The 16,507-nt window shown below is 70.4% G+C and carries 13 protein-coding genes and 1 pseudogene; 8 read left to right on the plus strand and 6 right to left on the minus strand.

The genetic code is table 11. The features are described from left to right. Positions 1-9: 9 nt before the first annotated feature. From rpsJ to pflB, 3 genes are all read right to left on the minus strand, one after another. Positions 10-321 (minus strand): 30S ribosomal protein S10, encoded by a 312-nt coding sequence (gene rpsJ, locus BCR15_RS00555; protein ID WP_040284687.1) that lies wholly within the window; start codon positions 319-321, stop codon positions 10-12. 381 nt (positions 322-702) lie between these two features. Continuing rightward, on the minus strand, positions 703-1,554 hold the full coding sequence (gene pflA / locus BCR15_RS00560) for a pyruvate formate-lyase-activating protein (protein WP_228383382.1): 852 nt from the start codon (positions 1,552-1,554) through the stop codon (positions 703-705). 11 nt (positions 1,555-1,565) lie between these two features. Then, the gene (gene pflB, locus BCR15_RS00565; RefSeq protein WP_068749489.1) at positions 1,566-3,836 is read right to left on the minus strand and encodes a formate C-acetyltransferase; all 2,271 of its coding nucleotides are present in this window, start codon (positions 3,834-3,836) and stop codon (positions 1,566-1,568) included. A 226-nt stretch (positions 3,837-4,062) separates the two neighbouring features. Between pflB and BCR15_RS00570 the strand changes: the two genes are divergently transcribed. The 6 genes and pseudogenes from BCR15_RS00570 to BCR15_RS00590 all read left to right on the plus strand — a co-directional run bounded on the left by BCR15_RS00570 (position 4,063) and on the right by BCR15_RS00590 (position 10,548). Next, positions 4,063-5,886 carry a DUF294 nucleotidyltransferase-like domain-containing protein gene (locus BCR15_RS00570; RefSeq protein WP_068749490.1) on the plus strand — a complete coding sequence of 608 codons (1,824 nt, stop codon included), beginning with the start codon at positions 4,063-4,065 and terminating at the stop codon, positions 5,884-5,886. After that, positions 5,883-6,548, plus strand: coding sequence for an exonuclease domain-containing protein (locus BCR15_RS00575; RefSeq protein ID WP_068749491.1), 666 nt, complete (start codon positions 5,883-5,885; stop codon positions 6,546-6,548). The genes BCR15_RS00570 and BCR15_RS00575 overlap by 4 nt, the downstream gene beginning before the upstream one ends. A 70-nt stretch (positions 6,549-6,618) precedes the next feature. Next, positions 6,619-7,083: pseudogene (locus BCR15_RS15450) on the plus strand (deoxyribodipyrimidine photo-lyase); the annotation flags it as partial. 32 nt (positions 7,084-7,115) lie between these two features. After that, the gene (locus BCR15_RS15180) at positions 7,116-7,748 is read left to right on the plus strand and encodes an FAD-binding domain-containing protein (protein WP_256094418.1); all 633 of its coding nucleotides are present in this window, start codon (positions 7,116-7,118) and stop codon (positions 7,746-7,748) included. A 59-nt stretch (positions 7,749-7,807) separates the two neighbouring features. After that, a complete protein-coding gene (locus BCR15_RS00585; RefSeq protein ID WP_068749492.1) occupies positions 7,808-9,559 on the plus strand; it encodes a DEAD/DEAH box helicase in 1,752 nt (583 codons plus the stop codon). Positions 9,560-9,591: 32 nt separating this feature from the next. Further along, positions 9,592-10,548, plus strand: coding sequence for a glutathione S-transferase family protein (locus BCR15_RS00590; RefSeq protein WP_068749493.1), 957 nt, complete (start codon positions 9,592-9,594; stop codon positions 10,546-10,548). Between the two features lie 72 nt (positions 10,549-10,620). On the opposite strand, the gene BCR15_RS00595 is transcribed toward BCR15_RS00590, so the two are convergent. Together BCR15_RS00595 and gltX are read right to left on the minus strand one after the other, a co-directional pair. Next, the gene (locus BCR15_RS00595; protein ID WP_068749494.1) at positions 10,621-11,064 is read right to left on the minus strand and encodes an Hsp20/alpha crystallin family protein; all 444 of its coding nucleotides are present in this window, start codon (positions 11,062-11,064) and stop codon (positions 10,621-10,623) included. A 175-nt stretch (positions 11,065-11,239) separates the two neighbouring features. Next, positions 11,240-12,619 carry a glutamate--tRNA ligase gene (gltX, locus tag BCR15_RS00600; RefSeq protein ID WP_439653989.1) on the minus strand — a complete coding sequence of 460 codons (1,380 nt, stop codon included), beginning with the start codon at positions 12,617-12,619 and terminating at the stop codon, positions 11,240-11,242. Positions 12,620-12,730: 111 nt separating this feature from the next. Between gltX and BCR15_RS00605 the strand changes: the two genes are divergently transcribed. Both BCR15_RS00605 and BCR15_RS00610 read left to right on the plus strand, forming a co-directional pair. Next, entirely contained in the window at positions 12,731-13,300 is a 570-nt protein-coding gene (locus tag BCR15_RS00605) for a DUF4112 domain-containing protein (RefSeq protein ID WP_176715156.1), read from the plus strand. Positions 13,301-13,337: 37 nt separating this feature from the next. Next, complete coding sequence (locus tag BCR15_RS00610; RefSeq protein ID WP_068749496.1) at positions 13,338-15,020, plus strand: glutamine--tRNA ligase/YqeY domain fusion protein; 1,683 nt, start codon at positions 13,338-13,340, stop codon at positions 15,018-15,020. Between the two features lie 113 nt (positions 15,021-15,133). Here BCR15_RS00610 and tuf read toward each other — a convergent pair whose 3' ends face one another. Then, positions 15,134-16,333, minus strand: a complete 1,200-nt coding sequence (gene tuf / locus BCR15_RS00615; RefSeq protein ID WP_068749497.1) for an elongation factor Tu — start codon at positions 16,331-16,333, stop codon at positions 15,134-15,136. Positions 16,334-16,507: the final 174 nt, after the last annotated feature.

Genomic DNA, 16,507 nt, shown 5'->3' on the forward strand with positions numbered 1-16,507 from the left:
CTACAGACCTCACGGAAGCTTGATCTCGATGTCGACACCGGCGGGAAGATCGAGCCGCATGAGCGAGTCGACCGTCTTCGGCGTCGGATCCAGAATGTCGATCAGCCGCTTGTGCGTACGCATCTCGAAGTGCTCGCGGCTGTCCTTGTACTTGTGGGGCGAACGGATGACGCAGTACACGTTCTTCTCGGTCGGCAGCGGCACCGGGCCGGCCACCTTCGCACCCGTGCGGGTCACGGTGTCGACGATCTTGCGCGCCGAGCTGTCGATGACCTCGTGGTCATACGCCCGCAGCCTGATGCGGATCTTTTGTCCAGCCACAGTCGTTCCTTCTTCTCTAGCCCTTTGGAAATTTCAAGTTCCTGGGGGTGAAACCCCTTGTCACTCCAGCCCCCGAGGTCGGGAGTGTCGCGCTGTTACCCGCGAGCCGATCCGAGGGTCCCACCTGAGAGGCGGACCCAGACCAGCCGGGTTGAGCTCGATCACACTCTCGGGGCCGGCGACATGGAAGACACCCACCCCTCGCGGAGCAACCTGACCATTCTGGCATGGCTGCCCCGGGTGACCAAATCGGGGGGGCCCGACGCCGGCCCGCAGCACGAATAGCAGCCCGACTGCTGTCCCGAGCCCCCAGGCGCCGTCGACGAGCCAGTTCGACGGCGTGTCGTGCCGGGTGGGAGCGCCGGAGGACTGCGGCGGGGCTCAGTAGACGGTGAGACCGCGGGCGCGGAACACGTCCCTGACCACGTCCACCTGGGAGGGCGTCGGGGGCGGGGTGTCGGTCAGCGCGTACGGCAGCCCGATCTCGTCCCACTTCTCCCGCCCCATCTGGTGGAACGGCAGCACCTCCACCCGGGTCACCTGGCGCAGCGACGCCGCGTGGTCCGCCACCCGCGACACCGTCGCGTCATCGTCGGTCAGCCCGGGGACCAGGACGAACCGCACCCACGTCTCGATGCCCAACGTCTCCAGGCGGCGGGCGAACTCGAGCGTCGGCGCGAGGGGGCGCCCGGTGACGCGGCGGGCGGTGTCGTCGTCGCCGGCCTTGATGTCCAGCAGCACGAGGTCGACGTCGGCCAGCAGCTCGTCCGAAGCCTGCCGGCCGAGGAAGCCCGAGGTGTCGATGGCGGTGTGCACCCCCAACTCCCGCGCCCCCCGCAGGATCCGCGTGGCGAACGCAGGCTGCTGGAGCACCTCACCGCCCGACAGGGTGATGCCACCGCCGGTGGCGCGGAACACGCCCCGGTAGCGCCGGATCCGCGCGAGCAGGTCGTCGGCCAGCACGGGGACGCCCCGGGCGGCGCTCATGGTGTCCGGGTTGTGGCAGTAGAGGCAGCGCAGCGGGCAACCGGCGAGGAAGGTGGTCATCCGGGTGCCCGGGCCGTCGACGGCGGTCACCAGCTCCCACGAGTGCACCGACCCCACCTCGCCGGCGCGCTGCGCGGCGAGCAGCGCGGAGCGGTCCAGATGTTCCGCCGTCGGGATGCCGCCCAGCATCGACGACGCACGGCCCGCGGCCGGCTGCCCGGCCGGGGCCTCAGTCGTCGCCAGCACCGACACCGGGCTCAGAGCGCCTCGTGGAACGTCCGCGACAGGACGTCGAGCTGCTGCTCGCGGGTGAGCCGGACGAAGTTCACCGCGTAGCCCGACACGCGGATGGTCAGCTGCGGGTAGTTCTCCGGGTTCTCCATGGCGTCGAGGAGCGTCTCGCGGTTCAGCACGTTGATGTTGGCGTGGTAGAGCCCCTCCCCCATGCCGGCGTCGAGGATGCCCACCAGGTTGCGCACGCGCTCCTCCTCCGTGCGGCCGAGCGCCGGCGGGGTGATGGTGTTGGTGAGCGAGATGCCGTCGAGCGCGTCGTCGTAGGACAGCTTGCCGACGCTCATCATGGACGCGAGCATGCCGTGCGTGTCCGCCCCGTTGCGCGGGTTCGCGCCGGGCGCGAACGGCGTCCCGGCCTGGTGTCCGCAGGGGAACGCGCCGGTCGCCTTGCCGTAGACGACGTTGGACGTGATGGTCAGCACGGACTGCGTGGGGACGGCGTCGCGGTACAGCTTGATCCGGCGGATCTTGTCCATGACGGTGGCGACGACCAGCTGGGCGAGCTCGTCGGCGCGGTCGTCGTCGTTGCCGTACTTCGGGAAGTCGCCCTCCGTGATGTAGTCGACCACGAGCCCGGACTCGTCGCGCACCGGGGTGACCGTGGCGTAGCGGATGGCCGCCAGCGAGTCGGCGACGATCGACAGGCCGGCGATGCCGCAGCCGAGCGTGCGGATGATCTCGTCGTCGTGCAGCGCCATCTCGATGGCCTCGTACGCGTACTTGTCATGCGAGTAGTGGATGATGTTGAGGGCCTCGACGTAGGTCTCGACCGCCCAGGTCAGCATCGCGTCGTACTTCGCCCAGACGGTGTCGAAGTCGAGCGGGCCGTCGCCGTCGAGCGGCGCGTAGCCGTCGACGACCTGCTTGCCGGTCATCTCGTCGCGGCCGCCGTTGATGGCGTACAGGAGGGCCTTGGCCGCGTTGAGCCGGGCGCCGAAGAACTGCATCTGCTTGCCGACGGCCATGGGCGAGACGCAGCAGGCGATGGCGGTGTCGTCGCCCCAGTGGCAGCGGATCTCGGAGTCCGACTCGTACTGCAGCGCGCTGGTCTCGATCGAGATCAGCGAGCAGAAGTCCTTGTATCCCTGCGGCAGCGCGGCGTCCCAGTAGATCGTGATGTTGGGCTCGGGCGCGGGGCCCAGGTTGCGCAGAGTCTGCAGCAGACGGAACGACGTCTTCGTCACGAGCGTGCGGCCGTCGTCGGCGAAGCCGCCGTCGGACCAGGTGGCCCAGTACGGGTCGCCGGAGAAGATCTGGTCGTAGTCCTTCGTGCGGAGGAAGCGGACGATGCGCAGTTTGGTCACGAGCGCGTCGATGACCTCCTGCGCGGCCTCCTCGGTCAGGGTGCCGGCGGCGAGGTCTCGCTCGGCGTACACGTCGAAGAAGCCGGACAGCCGGCCGATGCTCATGGCGGCGCCGTCCTGGCTCTTGACGGACCCCAGGTAGGCGAAGTAGGTCCACTGCACGGCCTCGACGAAGGTCGCCGCCGGGCGGGCGAGGTCGAAGCCGTAGCTGGCGCCGAGGTTCTTGAGCTTGATCAGCGCCTTGATCTGCTCGGCGTGCTCCTCGCGGTACCGGGCCCAGTTCTCGGAGAACGGCTGGTCCGCGATGGCGTCCATGTCGGCGCGCTTGGCCTCGATGAGGCGGTCGACGCCGTAGAGCGCGACGCGGCGGTAGTCGCCGATGATCCGGCCGCGGCCGTAGGCGTCCGGCAGGCCCGTGATGAGGTGGGCGCTGCGGGCCGCGCGGATCCGCGGGGTGTAGATGTCGAAGACCGCTTCGTTGTGGGTCTTGCGGTAGCGGGTGAAGATCTCCTTGACGCGCTCGTCCGGCTCGAGGCCGGCCTCACGGATGGCCGTCTCGACCATGCGCCAGCCACCCGCGGGCATCATGGGCCGCTTGAGGGGCGTGTCCGTCTGCAGGCCGACGATCACGTCGTCGTCGGAGCAGATGTAGCCGGCGGGGAAGGCGTCGACGTCGCCCGGGATGCTGGTCTCGACGTCGTAGACGCGGCGGGCGCGCTCGACGCTCAGGTAGTCGCGCTGGAGGGTCTCCCAGACGCTCAGCGTCTTGGCCGTCGGCCCGGACAGGAACGACGCGTCACCGGTGTACGGCGTGAAGTTGGTGAGGATGAAGTCCCTGACGTCGATCGCGTGCTGCCAGGGACCGGGGCGGAAACCGCTCCACGGGTCGCTGGGGGTGGTGGGGGCGTCGAGGGTGGCCGAGGCCGTCATGGTGCTCCTGGTGATGGGACTGATGTACCTGCACGGGTGGCACCGCGGACCGATCACCCCGGTAGACGGTTCCCTCGGGGAGCCGGCCACCGCGATGTCGCCAACGAATGCTTTGATACTACTACTTGTAGGAAACCGTCGCGCACCCACCCCCACCCTTCCGGCGCCACCGCCGACCCGTGCGGCGGTAGGCTCTCGACCACCGACCGATCGAAGGAGATCAGCCGTGTCCGAGTTGGCCGAGGTGACCCAGTTCCTGGCGGCCCGCGAGCCCTGGTCGCTGCTCCCGCCGGGCCGGGTCGCGCACTACGCCCGCCTCGCCGTCGGCCGCTACGCCCGGCGCGGCAGCGTCATCCTCTCCGCGGGAGACCAACCCACCGCGATGTTCGTCGTGCGGTCCGGTGTCGTGGAGATCGTCGACGCCGCGGGCGCGCTCGTCGACCACGACGAGGAGGGCGCCTGCTTCGGCCAGTCGTCGATCATCGAGCAGCGTCCGTCGCGGTTCACATTCACCGCCGTCGAGGACACGCTGCTGTGGGCGTTCGACCGCGACGTCGTGGGCGAGCTCGTCGCCATCCCGGAGGTGCGGCGCTACTTCACCGAGTCGCGGCTGGCCGACGCGACGCGCCGCGAGCCGGAGGGCGGGCCGATCCTGCAGGTCCCCGTCCGCGACATGGTCACCCGCGACCCGATCGGCATCCGCACCGATGCCACCGTCGGGGAGGCCGCCCAGGCCATGGACGACGGCAGGGTCTCGTCCATCCTCGTCCTCGACGGCGACCGGCTCGCCGGCATCCTCACCGACCGCGACCTGCGCAGGGTGGTGGCGCGGGCGGTCCCGCCCAGCACGCCGCTCACCGAGGTGATGTCGCACGAGCCGTTCACGATCGGCGATGACGCGCTGGCCCTGGACGTGCTGCTGAGCCTCGTCGAGCACCGCATCCACCACCTGCCGGTCATGGCCGGCGACCGGGTGGTCGGCATGGTCACCTCCGGGGACCTGATGCGGCTGGAGCGGTCGAGCCCGCTGTACATCGTCGGCGACCTGGCGCGGCAGTCCGATGTCGCGGGGCTGGCGCGCGTCATGGGCCGCGTGCCGCGTCTGGTGGACCGGCTCCTGCGCCAGGACGCGACCGCAGAAGACATCACGCGCATCGTCAGCCGCACCACCGACGCGCTGTGGCAGCGCCTCCTGGACCTCGCCGAGCGTCGCCTCGGCCCGCCGCCCGTGCCGTACTGCTGGGTCGCGCTCGGATCGCTGGCCCGGCAGGAGCAGGCACTGGGCTCGGACCAGGACCACGCGATGATCCTGCACGACGACGCCCGCCCGGACCACGAGCCATACTTCGCGGAGCTGGCCGAGTATGTCACGACGGCGCTGGCCGAATGCGGCTTCCCCCGCTGCAAGGGTGGGGCCATGGCGACGACGCCGCGCTGGCGGCGCCCCCTGGCCGGGTGGCTGCGCGAATTCGCCGACTGGCTGGCGGCGCCGACGTCGGAGGCCGTGCTGAACTCGTCGATCTTCTTCGACATGCGGCCCGTGTACGGCGACCGCTCGCTCGCCGACGCCCTCCAGCGCCGCGTCCTGGCGGCCACCCCCTCGTCCAGCCGCTTCCTCGGCCACCTGGCCCGCCACGTCAACGACACCGAGGTGCCCATCGGATTCCTCCGCGGGTTCGTCGTGGAGAAGAAGGGACGCCACCGGGACCGACTCGACATCAAACTGGGCGGCATCAACCCCATCGTCGACATCGCCCGCGTCCACGCCCTGCACCGCGGCCTCCCGCAGATCTCCACCCGGGCGCGTCTGCTGGCGGTGGGTCAGCACGGGGTGGACGTGGCCAACCTCCTCGACGCGCACGAGTTCCTCGGCTACACCCGGCTGCAACACCAGGGGCGGCTCGTCGCGTCGGGAGCGGAGCCGGACAACTTCATCGCGCCCGACGAGCTGTCGGAGTTCGAGCGCCGACACCTGCGCGACGCCTTCACCATCGTCGCGAAGGCCCAGACCGCCCTGACGGTCACCTTCCAGACGCAGTTCATCTCATGAGCTGGTGGCGCCCCACCAACCCGCGCCTGGCCGACCGGGTCCCGGACGGCGGCCTCAGGCGGTTCCTCGCGGCCGCCCCGCCGCCCCGCGGCACGCCGGTCCGGGAGCTTCCGCTGCTGGCGGTCGACCTCGAGACCACGGGGCTGTCGCCGGAGACCGACCACATCCTGGAGGTCGGCATGGTCGACGTCGACGGGCTCGGCATCCCACTCGGGACCGCCACGGCCCTGGTGGTCGACCCGGGCAGCGAGGTCGGCCAGTCTGCCACCATCCACCGCATCACCGACGACGACCTGGCAGCCGGCGTCCCACTGCCGGAGGCCCTGGACCGGCTGTTCGACCGGCTGGCCGGCAGGGTCCTGCTCGCACATCATGCCGCCGTCGAGGTGGGCTTCCTCACGGAGGCGGTCCGGCGGGTCCACGGCGTGCGCATCGACCTGCCCGCCGTCGACACCCTGACGTTGGGCCACCGGGCCCTCGGGTTCGACGAGGACCTCCCCCGCGACGCGCTGCGCCTGTGGCGGTTGCGGGCGCGGGCGGGGCTGCCCAGTTACCGGGGCCACGACGCGATGATCGACGCCCTCGGCTGCGCCGAGCTGTACCTCGCGCTCGTGGCCGAGCTGGCCCCGCGGGACCTCGGCCAGCTGCGGCGGCTGTCGTGAGGCGCCCCTAGACTCAGGTCGACCGGCGCCGGGCCTCCCGCCCACCGCGCCCAGGCCGGAAGGTGCGGGCATGACGACGATCTGCTGGTTCCGCCGCGTGCTGCGGCTGGACGACCATCCCGCTCTCGTCGCGGCCGCCGCCGCCGGCGCCGTCATCCCGCTGGTCGTCCTGGACCCTGAGGAGGCCGCGGCGCATCCGGCGTCCGCGGAGCGACAGGCGCTCAGCCTGCGCCCCCTCGACGACGAGCTGCGGGCCCGGGGCAGCCGCCTGACCGTCCGCCGCGGGGACCCGCGCGACGTGCTCGCCGCGGTCGTCGCGGAGACCGGCGCCTCAGCGGTTCACACCACCGCGGGCTTCCCGTTCGCCGGCGACGACGGCCTCCCCGAGGCGGTCGCCGCGGCCGGCGCGGCGCTGCACCTGCACCCGACGGCGGACCTCGTGCCGCGCGGCTCGGTGCGCACCGGCGCCGGCGGGACCTTCAAGGTCTACTCACCGTTCTTCAAGGCGCTCCGGCAGGTGCCGGTTGCGTCCCCGCTGCCGGCCCCGGCGCTGCGGGCTCCCGGATCGTGGCCCGCGACCGAGCCGGCGCCCCCGGTGTGGAGACGTTCCTGTCCGAGCTGGCCTGGCGCGAGTTCGCCCGCGACCTGCTCCACGAGTCGCCCGGCCTCGGCGTCCGCTGCTGGCGGCCCGAGTGGGAGCGGTTCGCGTGGGACGGAGACGGGCCCGTCGCGGAGCTGTGGCGTCGCGGCGAGACGGGGGTCGACATCGTCGACGCCGGCATGCGGGAACTGTTCGCGACCGGGCGCATGCACAACCGGGTCCGCATGATCACCGCCAGCTACCTCACCAAGCACCTCCTCACCGACTGGCGGGTCGGCCTGGCATGGTTCGAGCGCACCCTCACCGACTGGGACCCCGCGTCGAACGCCATGAACTGGCAGTGGGTGGCCGGCTGCGGGCCCGACGCCTCGCCCTACTTCCGCATCTTCAACCCCGACACGCAGGCCGCGAAGTTCGACGCGCGCGGCGCCTACCGCCGGTACTGGCTGGATGCGGCGGCCGACGGTGCGCGCCGGTTCGCGGCCGCCGCGCCCCGCTCCTGGCGGGGGGAGCACACTCCGCGGCCCGCCCCCGTCGTCGAGCTGGCCGCCGGCAGGGCGCGGGCGCTGGCCGCGTACGAGGACCTCCGCGCCGGCTGACCCGACGGCGTGTCGGGGCTTGGGCGTCGCGGCGACCGTTGGCTAGAGTCACCGACCGTATGTCTTCCTCCGCGCTAGACCACCTCTCCCCCGCCTTCCCGCAACGCGCGGCGTGGGGTACGGCGTCGTCGCTGCGCGCCTGGCAGGCGGCGGCGCTCGACCAGTACGAACGCGACCAGCCGCGCGACTTCCTGTGTGTCGCCACGCCCGGAGCCGGCAAGACGACCTTCGCTCTACGCGTCGCGACGACCCTGCTGGCGTCTCGCGCTGTGCGGCGGATCGTCGTCGTCACCCCCACCGAACACCTCAAGGTTCAGTGGGCGGACGCGGCGGCGCGCGTCGGCATTCAGCTGGACCCCGGCCTTGGCGGGTCGTCGCGGCGCGGCCGGGCCAAGGAGTACCACGGGTCCGCGGTGACATACGCCGGCGTCGCGGCGCGGTCCTACGTCTACGAGGCGCTGTGTCACTCCAAGGAGACGCTGGTGATCTTCGACGAGATCCACCACGCCGGGGACTCGCGCAGCTGGGGCGAGGCGATCACGTTCGCGTTCACGCACGCCACCCGCAGGCTCGCGCTCACCGGTACGCCGTTCCGGTCGGACGAGCATCCGATCCCGTTCGTCGCCTACGACGAGATCGCGCCCGGCGTGACACAGTCGCGGGCCGACTACACGTACGGGTACCGCGAGGCGCTGGCCGACCACGTCGTGCGGCCCGTCCTGTTCATGAACTACGGCGGGCAGATGCGCTGGCGGACCAAGGCGGGCGACGAGCTGGCCGCGGACCTCGGCGTGCCCATGACGAAGGACCTCACCGCGCACGCCTGGCGGACGGCGCTGGCGCCCACCGGCGAGTGGATCCCCGCGGTCCTGCGGGCGGCGGACACGCGGCTGACCGAGGTCCGCCGGCACATCCCCGACGCGGGTGGCCTGGTCATCGCGACCAACCAGACCACCGCCCGCGCCTACGCACGCCTGCTGCACGACCTGACGGGGACCAAGCCGTGCGTGGTCCTGTCCGACGACGCCAAGGCCACGGAGAAGATCGACGGCTTCTCCGCCTCGCAGGAACGCTGGATGGTGGCGGTGCGGATGGTGTCCGAGGGCGTCGACGTGCCGCGGCTGTCCGTCGGGGTCTACGCGACGGCGACCTCGACGCCGCTGTTCTTCGCCCAGGCGGTGGGCCGCTTCGTGCGCAGCCGTCGCCGGGGCGAGGTCGCGACGGTGTTCCTCCCCACCGTGCCGGTCCTCCTGGCGCACGCGGCGACCATCGAGAAGCAGCGCGACCACGTCCTCGGCCGGCCGAAGACCGATGAGACGGATCTGTGGGCCGAGACCGAGGCCCTCATCGAGCAGGCCAACCAGGGCGAGAAGGCCTCAGACGACCTGCTCGGCCAGTTCGAGGCACTGGAGTCGTCCGCCACGTTCGACCACGTGCTGTTCGACGCGCAGGCGTTCGGGATGCACGCCGAGCCCACGTCGGCCGACGAGGAGGAGTACCTGGGGCTGCCCGGCCTGCTGGAGCCCAGCCAGGTGAGCGCCCTGCTCGCGGACCGGCAACGACGCCAGCTGCGACGCCGTGAGCGGCAGGACCGCAAGGCGGAGCCCGAGGTGGCGCTGCACCGGGCCCTCGCGTCGAAGCGGAAGGAACTCAACTCGCTGGTGTCGCAGTACGCGGGGATCAAGGGCGTGCCGCACAGCCATGTGCACGCCGATCTGCGCCGCGAGTGCGGCGGGCCGAAGCTCGCCCAGGCATCGCAGGCCGAGGTCGAGCAGCGGGTGCGGACGATCCGCTCCTGGCTGAAGGGCTGAGCCCGCGCAGCCCGGCCGCGTAGGCTCGGGGGATGAGCGAGAACGAAGAGCACTCCACCGGTGGCGTCTACTCGGTCAAGGGCAAGGAGTTCACCCGCGACTCCCGCTACATCGAGACGCGCATCATGGCCGAGCCGCGGGCCGGCACGGACGACTACCCCGTCGAGCCCGGGCGCTACCGGCTGGTCGCCGCGTATGCGTGCCCGTGGGCCAACCGCTCCATCATCGTCCGCGACGTCCTGGGGCTCCAGGACGTCATCTCGCTCGGCACCCCCGGCCCCACGCACGACTCCGACTCGTGGACGTTCGACCTGGACCCCGACGGACTCGACCCGGTCCTCGGGATCCACCGGCTCAAGGAGGCGTACGAGCGGCGATTCCCGGGCTACCCGCGCGGCATCACGGTCCCGGCCATGGTCGAGGTGGAGACGGGGCAGGTCGTCACGAACGACTTCGCGCAGATCACGGAGGACCTCTTCTTCCAGTGGAAGGCCCACCACCGGCCCGATGCGCCTGACCTGTGGCCCGCCGAGCTGCGCCCCGAGATGCGCGATGTCATGCGCCGCATCTACACCGAGGTCAACAACGGCGTCTATCGCTGCGGCTTCGCCGGCTCCCAAGAGGCCTATGACGCGGCCTACGACCGGTTGTGGACGGCGATGGACTGGCTCGAGGAGCGTCTGGCGAGCCGTCGCTACCTCATGGGCGACGCGATCACTGAGGCCGATATCCGGCTGTTCACCACGCTCGTGCGGTTCGACCCCGTCTACCACGGTCACTTCAAGTGCAACCGGCAGAAGCTGACGGAGCTGCCGAACCTGTGGGGTTACGCCCGGGACCTGTTCCAGACCCCCGGCTTCGGTAACAACGTGGACTTCGACCAGATCAAGCAGCACTACTACGTCGTCCACACCGACCTCAACCCGCTCAGCATCGTCCCGAAGGGGCCGGACCTGAGCGGCTGGGGCACCCCTCACGGCCGCGGCTGACGGCCGGGCACGACGACGGGGCCGGGGCGACGTATCGTCACCCCGGCCCCGCGCCGTTGTCTCCGCGGAGGATCAGCCCTCCTGCTGCGACTCCTCGACGCTGCCCTCGATCTCGTTGCTGCGGCTGGTGTGCTGCACCTCGATCTTGCGGGGCTTGGCGGTCTCCGCGACCGGGATCGTCAGTGTCAGGACGCCGTCGGAGTACGAGGCGCTGATCCGGTCGGTCGCGAGCCCGCGTCCGAGCGTGAGCTGGCGGGCGAACGTGCCGGCGGCACGCTCACGGGTCAGCCACTGGACGTCGGAGTCGACGGGGAGCTTGCGCTCGGCACGCACGGTGACGGTGGCGCCGTCCATGTCGATGTCGATGCTTGCGGGGTCCACGCCCGGGAGGTCGATGTGGGCGACGAAGTCGTCCCCCGTGCGGTAGAGATCCATCGGCATCGCCACCGAAGCGGGCGTGCGGGTCACGTCGCTCAGCAGGCGGTCGAAGTCGCGGAACGGGTCAAAGCCAGGCATCTGTGCTCCTTTCGACTGTGTTGGTGCTGGTTACGGCTTACGTAGTTGAGTATACTCCGCTCAACTACGAAGTCAAGTCCGACGGCGCATTCTTGAGCGAGGCAGGCTCAACTTGTCGCGGGCGGCCCGGCCCCACCGTCCGGCACCGCGTCACCCGACTCAGCTCCGGCCCGCCCTACAAGGAGGCGCGCAGCGACCGGAGGCGGGCCAGCGTGGCGTCGCGGCCCAGCAGTTCCATCGACTCGAACAGCGGCGGCGACACCCTGCGCCCCGACACGGCGACGCGGATGGGCGCGAACGCGAACTTCGCCTTGATGCCCATCCCCTCGACGATGCGCTCCTTCAACGCGGCCTGGATGGAGGCCGCGTCGAACGGCACCGACTCCGCGACGGCGACCGCGGCATCGAGGACCGCCCCGGCGCTGTCCGGGAGGGCGGCGACGGCCTCCTCCTCGACGGTCAGCGCGGCGTCGTCGACGAACAGGTAGTCCAGCTGCGGCAACGCGTCCTTGAGCAGGACGAGGCGCTCCTGGATGATCGGCACGGCGCGACGCAGGAGCTCGGCCTGCTCCGCCGTCGGTGCCCACCGCTCCTGCTCGAACTCGAGGATGCGGTCGGCCAGGTCACCCGCGCTGAGGGCGCGGATGTAGTGCCCGTTGAGCCAGTCCAGCTTCTTGAGGTCGAAGATGGGCCCGACGGTGTTGACCTTGTCCCACGAGAAGTCCGCCACGAACTCGTCGAAGCTCTTGACCTCGGCGTCCTCGTCCCCCGCGTAGCCGAGGAGCTGCAGGAAGTTGCGCACGGCCTCGGGCAGGTAGCCCTGCTCCTTGAACCACATGAGCCGCGCGGCCGGGTTCTTCCGCTTGGAGATCTTGGACTTGTCGGTGTTGCGCAGCAGCGGCATGTGCGCGAACGCGGGCCGCTCCCAGCCGAGCCAGTCGTAGAGCAGCACATGCTTGGGGGTCGAGGAGATCCACTCCTCGCCGCGCACGACGGTGTTGATGCCCATGAGGTGGTCGTCGACGACGACGGCGAGATGGTAGGTCGGGAAGCCGTCGGCCTTGAGGATGACCTGGTCGTCCGGCCGGGGCGCCTTGACGGTGCCGCGGATGATGTCGTCGAACTCGAGTGGCGCATCGTCCGGGATGAGCATGCGGACTACCGGCGTCTCGGAGAAGCCGGGCAGCGCCGCCCGCTCCTCGCGGGTCTTGCCGAGGCACAGCCGGTCGTACCCGGTGACCGACTGCTTGGCCGCCTCCTGCTCCTTCCGCAGACCGGCGAGGCGCTCGGAGCTGCACCAGCAGTGGTAGGCGTGGCCATCGGCGATGAGCTGGTCGACGTAGGGGCGGTAGGTGTCGAGTCGCTCCGACTGCCGGTAGGGCGCGTACGGCCCGCCGACGTGCGGTCCCTCGTCAGGGTTGAGCCCCAGCCACTGGAGGGAGTCGTAGATCTGCTGTTCGCTGCCCTCGACGAGCCGGTTCTGGTCGGTGTCCTCGATGCGCAGCACGAACGCCCCGCCGGTCTTCCGGGCCCATGCGAGGTCGAACAGCGCCATGAACGCGGTGCCGACGTGGGGATCGCCAGTCGGGGACGGGGCGACGCGGGTGCGGGCGGGGATGCGTGATTCGCTCATAGTGGCTTCACCCTATCGGGCATGCTGGGAGACATGACGACGCAACCCGGGCCGACCCCCGCCAAGGCGCTGCAGCGTGCCCGCGAGGCCGTGACCGAGGCGGCCGCCGGCCGCCTCCCCCGCCCCGACGGCGACCCGCAGCCCGAGCCGGCGCGGTTGACGAAGGCGTTCAGCTACCTCCTGGACGATCTCGTGCAGGTGCCCGGGACGAGCGTGCGGGTCGGTGTCGATCCGCTGTTGTCGCTGGTGCCGTGGGCCGGCACCGCGGTCGGGGCCGCGTTCGGCGGCGTGGTGCTCCTCGACGCCATCCGCCTGCGCGCGCCCGTCCCCGTGCTGGCGCGCATGGTGGGCAACTCGATGCTCGACTGGCTGCTCGGCATGGTGCCCTTCATCGGCGCCTTCTTCGACGTCGCCTTCCGGGCGAACAAGAAGAACCTGCGGCTGCTCAACCGCACCATCGAGAACCGCGAACTCGTGCGCCAGGCGTCCGTGCGGTACTGGATCGCAGCGGCGGCGTTGGTGGCCCTCGTCGTGGCCGTCATCGTCGCCGTCCCGATCCTCGTCATCGCGGGAGTCGGGCAGCTCCTCGGCACGGCCGGCTGACCGGCTGGCCGGGCGGCGTCATGCTACCTTGACCCCCATGACCGAGCCGTCCGCCCTCCCCTCCAACTTCATCTACGACGCCGTGTCGGCCGACGTCGCGGCCGGCCGTCGGGGCGGCCGCGTGCAGACCCGGTTCCCCCCGGAACCCAACGGTTTCCTGCACATCGGTCACGCGAAGGCCATCGTCGTCGACTTCGGCGTGGCGGCGGACTTCGGCGGCATCTGCGTCCTGCGCCTGGACGACACGAACCCGGAGACCGAGGACACCAGCTTCGTCGAGGGCATCATCGAGGACATCGAGTGGCTGGGCTACGAGCCCGCCGACGTCCGCTATGCGTCGGACTACTTCGGCACGCTGTACGCCTGGGCAGAGCAGCTCATCCGCGAGGGCCTCGCGTACGTCGACGATCAGGACCCCGAGGCCATCTCTGCGGGGCGCGGCGGCTACGGCCGTCCCGGCGTCGAGTCGCCGTACCGGGACCGGTCCGTCGACGACAACCTCGACCTCTTCCGGCGCATGCGCGCCGGCGAGTTCCCCGACGGCAGCCGGGTGCTGCGCGCGAAGATCGACATGAACCACGAGAACATGCAGCTGCGCGACCCGATCATGTACCGGATCCGCCGCGTCGAGCATCACCGCACCGGGGACGAGTGGGCGATCTACCCGACCTACGACTGGGCGCACGGGCAGTCCGACGCCATCGAGGGCGTGACGCACTCGTTGTGCACGCTGGAGTTTGAATCGCACCGACCGCTCTACGACTGGTTCCTCACGCAACTGGGGGTGGCCGACCCGCCGCGCCAGTACGAGTTCGCCCGCCTCGAGCTCACTCACACGGTCACGTCGAAGCGGCGCCTCGCCAAGCTGGTGATGGACGGCATCGTCGACGGATGGGACGACCCGCGCATGCCGACGCTGCGCGGCCTGCGGCGGCGGGGCTATCCGCCGGCCGCCATCCGCGACTTCTGCCGCGAGGTCGGCACGACGCGCACCAACGCGCGCCAGTCCATCGAGGCGCTGGAGAGCTACGTGCGCCGCAGCCTCAACGAGACGGCGCAGCGCCGGATGGCCGTGCTGCGGCCGCTCAAGCTCACCCTGACGAACTGGCCGGTGGACGCCGACGGCTCCCCGGTGGTCGAGTACTTCGAGGTGCCCAACAACCCGGAGCGTGCCGAGGACGGGGTCCGCCAGGTGCCGTTCACGGGCGAGCTGTGGATCGAGGAGGACGACTTCCGCGAGGTCCCCCCGCCCAAGTACTTCCGCCTCTCCCCCGGACGCGAGGTGCGGCTCCGCGGCGCGTACTTCGTCACGGCCACCGACGTGGTCAAGGACGATGCCGGCCGGGTGGTCGAGGTCCTCGCGACGTACGACCCCGCCTCACGCGGCGGCAACTCCCCGGACGGGCGCAAGGTGAAGTCGACCATGCACTGGGTCTCGGCCCCGCATGCCGTCAACGCCACCGCCGCGCTGTACGAGCGGCTGTTCACGGCCGAGGCCCCGGGCGAGGCGACCGGGGAGGCCCTCGACGACGTGAATCCCCACTCCAGAGAGCTGCTGGAGGGCTGCCGGGTCGAGGCGGCCCTGGCCGACGCCTCCCCCGGTGAGGTCGTGCAGTTCGAGCGGCTCGGCTACTTCGCCGTCGACCTCGATGAGCCCATGCTCTTCCACCGCACCGTCGGTCTGCGCGACGAGTGGGCCGCCATCCAGAAGCGCTCCTGACCCGGTCGGTCCCGGCGCACGCCGTGCCGGGACCGCCGCCGGACATGACGAAAGGGCCGGGCAGCTGATCGCTGCCCGGCCCTTCAGCTCGTCAGGGGCTCACGCCCCCCGGATCACTTGAGGATCTTGACGACGTTGCCCGCACCGACGGTGCGGCCGCCCTCACGGATGGCGAACTTGAGGTTCTCCTCCATGGCGATGGGCTTGTTGAGGTGCACGGTCATCTCGGTGTTGTCGCCGGGCATGACCATCTCGGTGCCGGCCGGGAGCTGCACCACGCCGGTCACGTCCGTCGTGCGGAAGTAGAACTGCGGGGAGTAGTTCGAGAAGAACGGCTTGTGACGGCCACCCTCCTCCTTGGTCAGCACGTAGACGTTGGCCTCGAAGTCGGTGTGCGGGGTGGTCGAACCCGGCTTGATGACGACCATGCCGCGCTCGACGTCTTCCTTCTTGGTGCCGCGGAGCAGCAGGCCGACGTTCTCGCCCGCACGACCCTCGTCGAGGATCTTGCGGAACATCTCGACACCGGTGACGGTCGAGGTCTGCTTGGCCTCACGGATGCCGATGATGTCGACGGTCTCGCCGGTCTTGACGACGCCGCGCTCGATACGGCCGGTGATGACGGTGCCACGACCGGTGATCGTGAAGACGTCCTCAACGGGCATGAGGAAGGGCTTGTCGGTGTCACGCTCGGGCTGCGGGATGTACTCGTCCACAGCGTTCATGAGCTCGAGGATCGACTCGGACCACTTCTCGTCGCCGTTCAGCGCCGGGAAAGCCGCGACGCGGACGATCGGCAGGTTGTCGCCGTCGAACTCCTGCGCCGACAGGATCTCACGCAGCTCCATCTCGACCAGGTCGATGAGGTCGGCATCGGCCTCGTCGATCATGTCGCACTTGTTGAGGGCGACGACGATCGCGGGCACGCCAACCTGGCGGGCCAGGAGGATGTGCTCGTGGGTCTGGGCCATCGGGCCGTCGGTGGCGGCCACGACCAGGATCGCGCCGTCCATCTGGGCGGCACCGGTGATCATGTTCTTGACGTAGTCGGCGTGGCCGGGGCAGTCGACGTGCGCGTAGTGACGCTTCTCGGTCTGGTACTCGACGTGCGCGATCGAGATCGTGATACCACGCTGACGCTCTTCAGGCGCCTTGTCGATCTGATCGAACGCCGAGACGGCGTTCCACTGCGGGTACTTTTCGTGAAGCACCTTCGTGATCGCCGCGGTCAGAGTGGTCTTGCCGTGGTCGACGTGTCCGATGGTGCCGATGTTGCAGTGCGGCTTGGTCCGCTCAAACTTGGCCTTTGCCACGAGGGCTCCTTCTTGGGATGTCGCCTCGCACGGTGCGGGGCGTCGGCTTGTCTTTCCTCGATCGGAGGTCAGCATCTGAGCTTACCGCCCAGGTGCATACCTGCCTAATCGTATCGGGTGCGGCACGGCAGTCAAACCGTGTCGCTGGGTTCGACGCGCGAGGGCCGGCCGGGT

It is taken from the genome of Tessaracoccus lapidicaptus, assembly GCF_001693815.1.
GTDB lineage: Bacteria > Actinomycetota > Actinomycetes > Propionibacteriales > Propionibacteriaceae > Arachnia > Arachnia lapidicapta.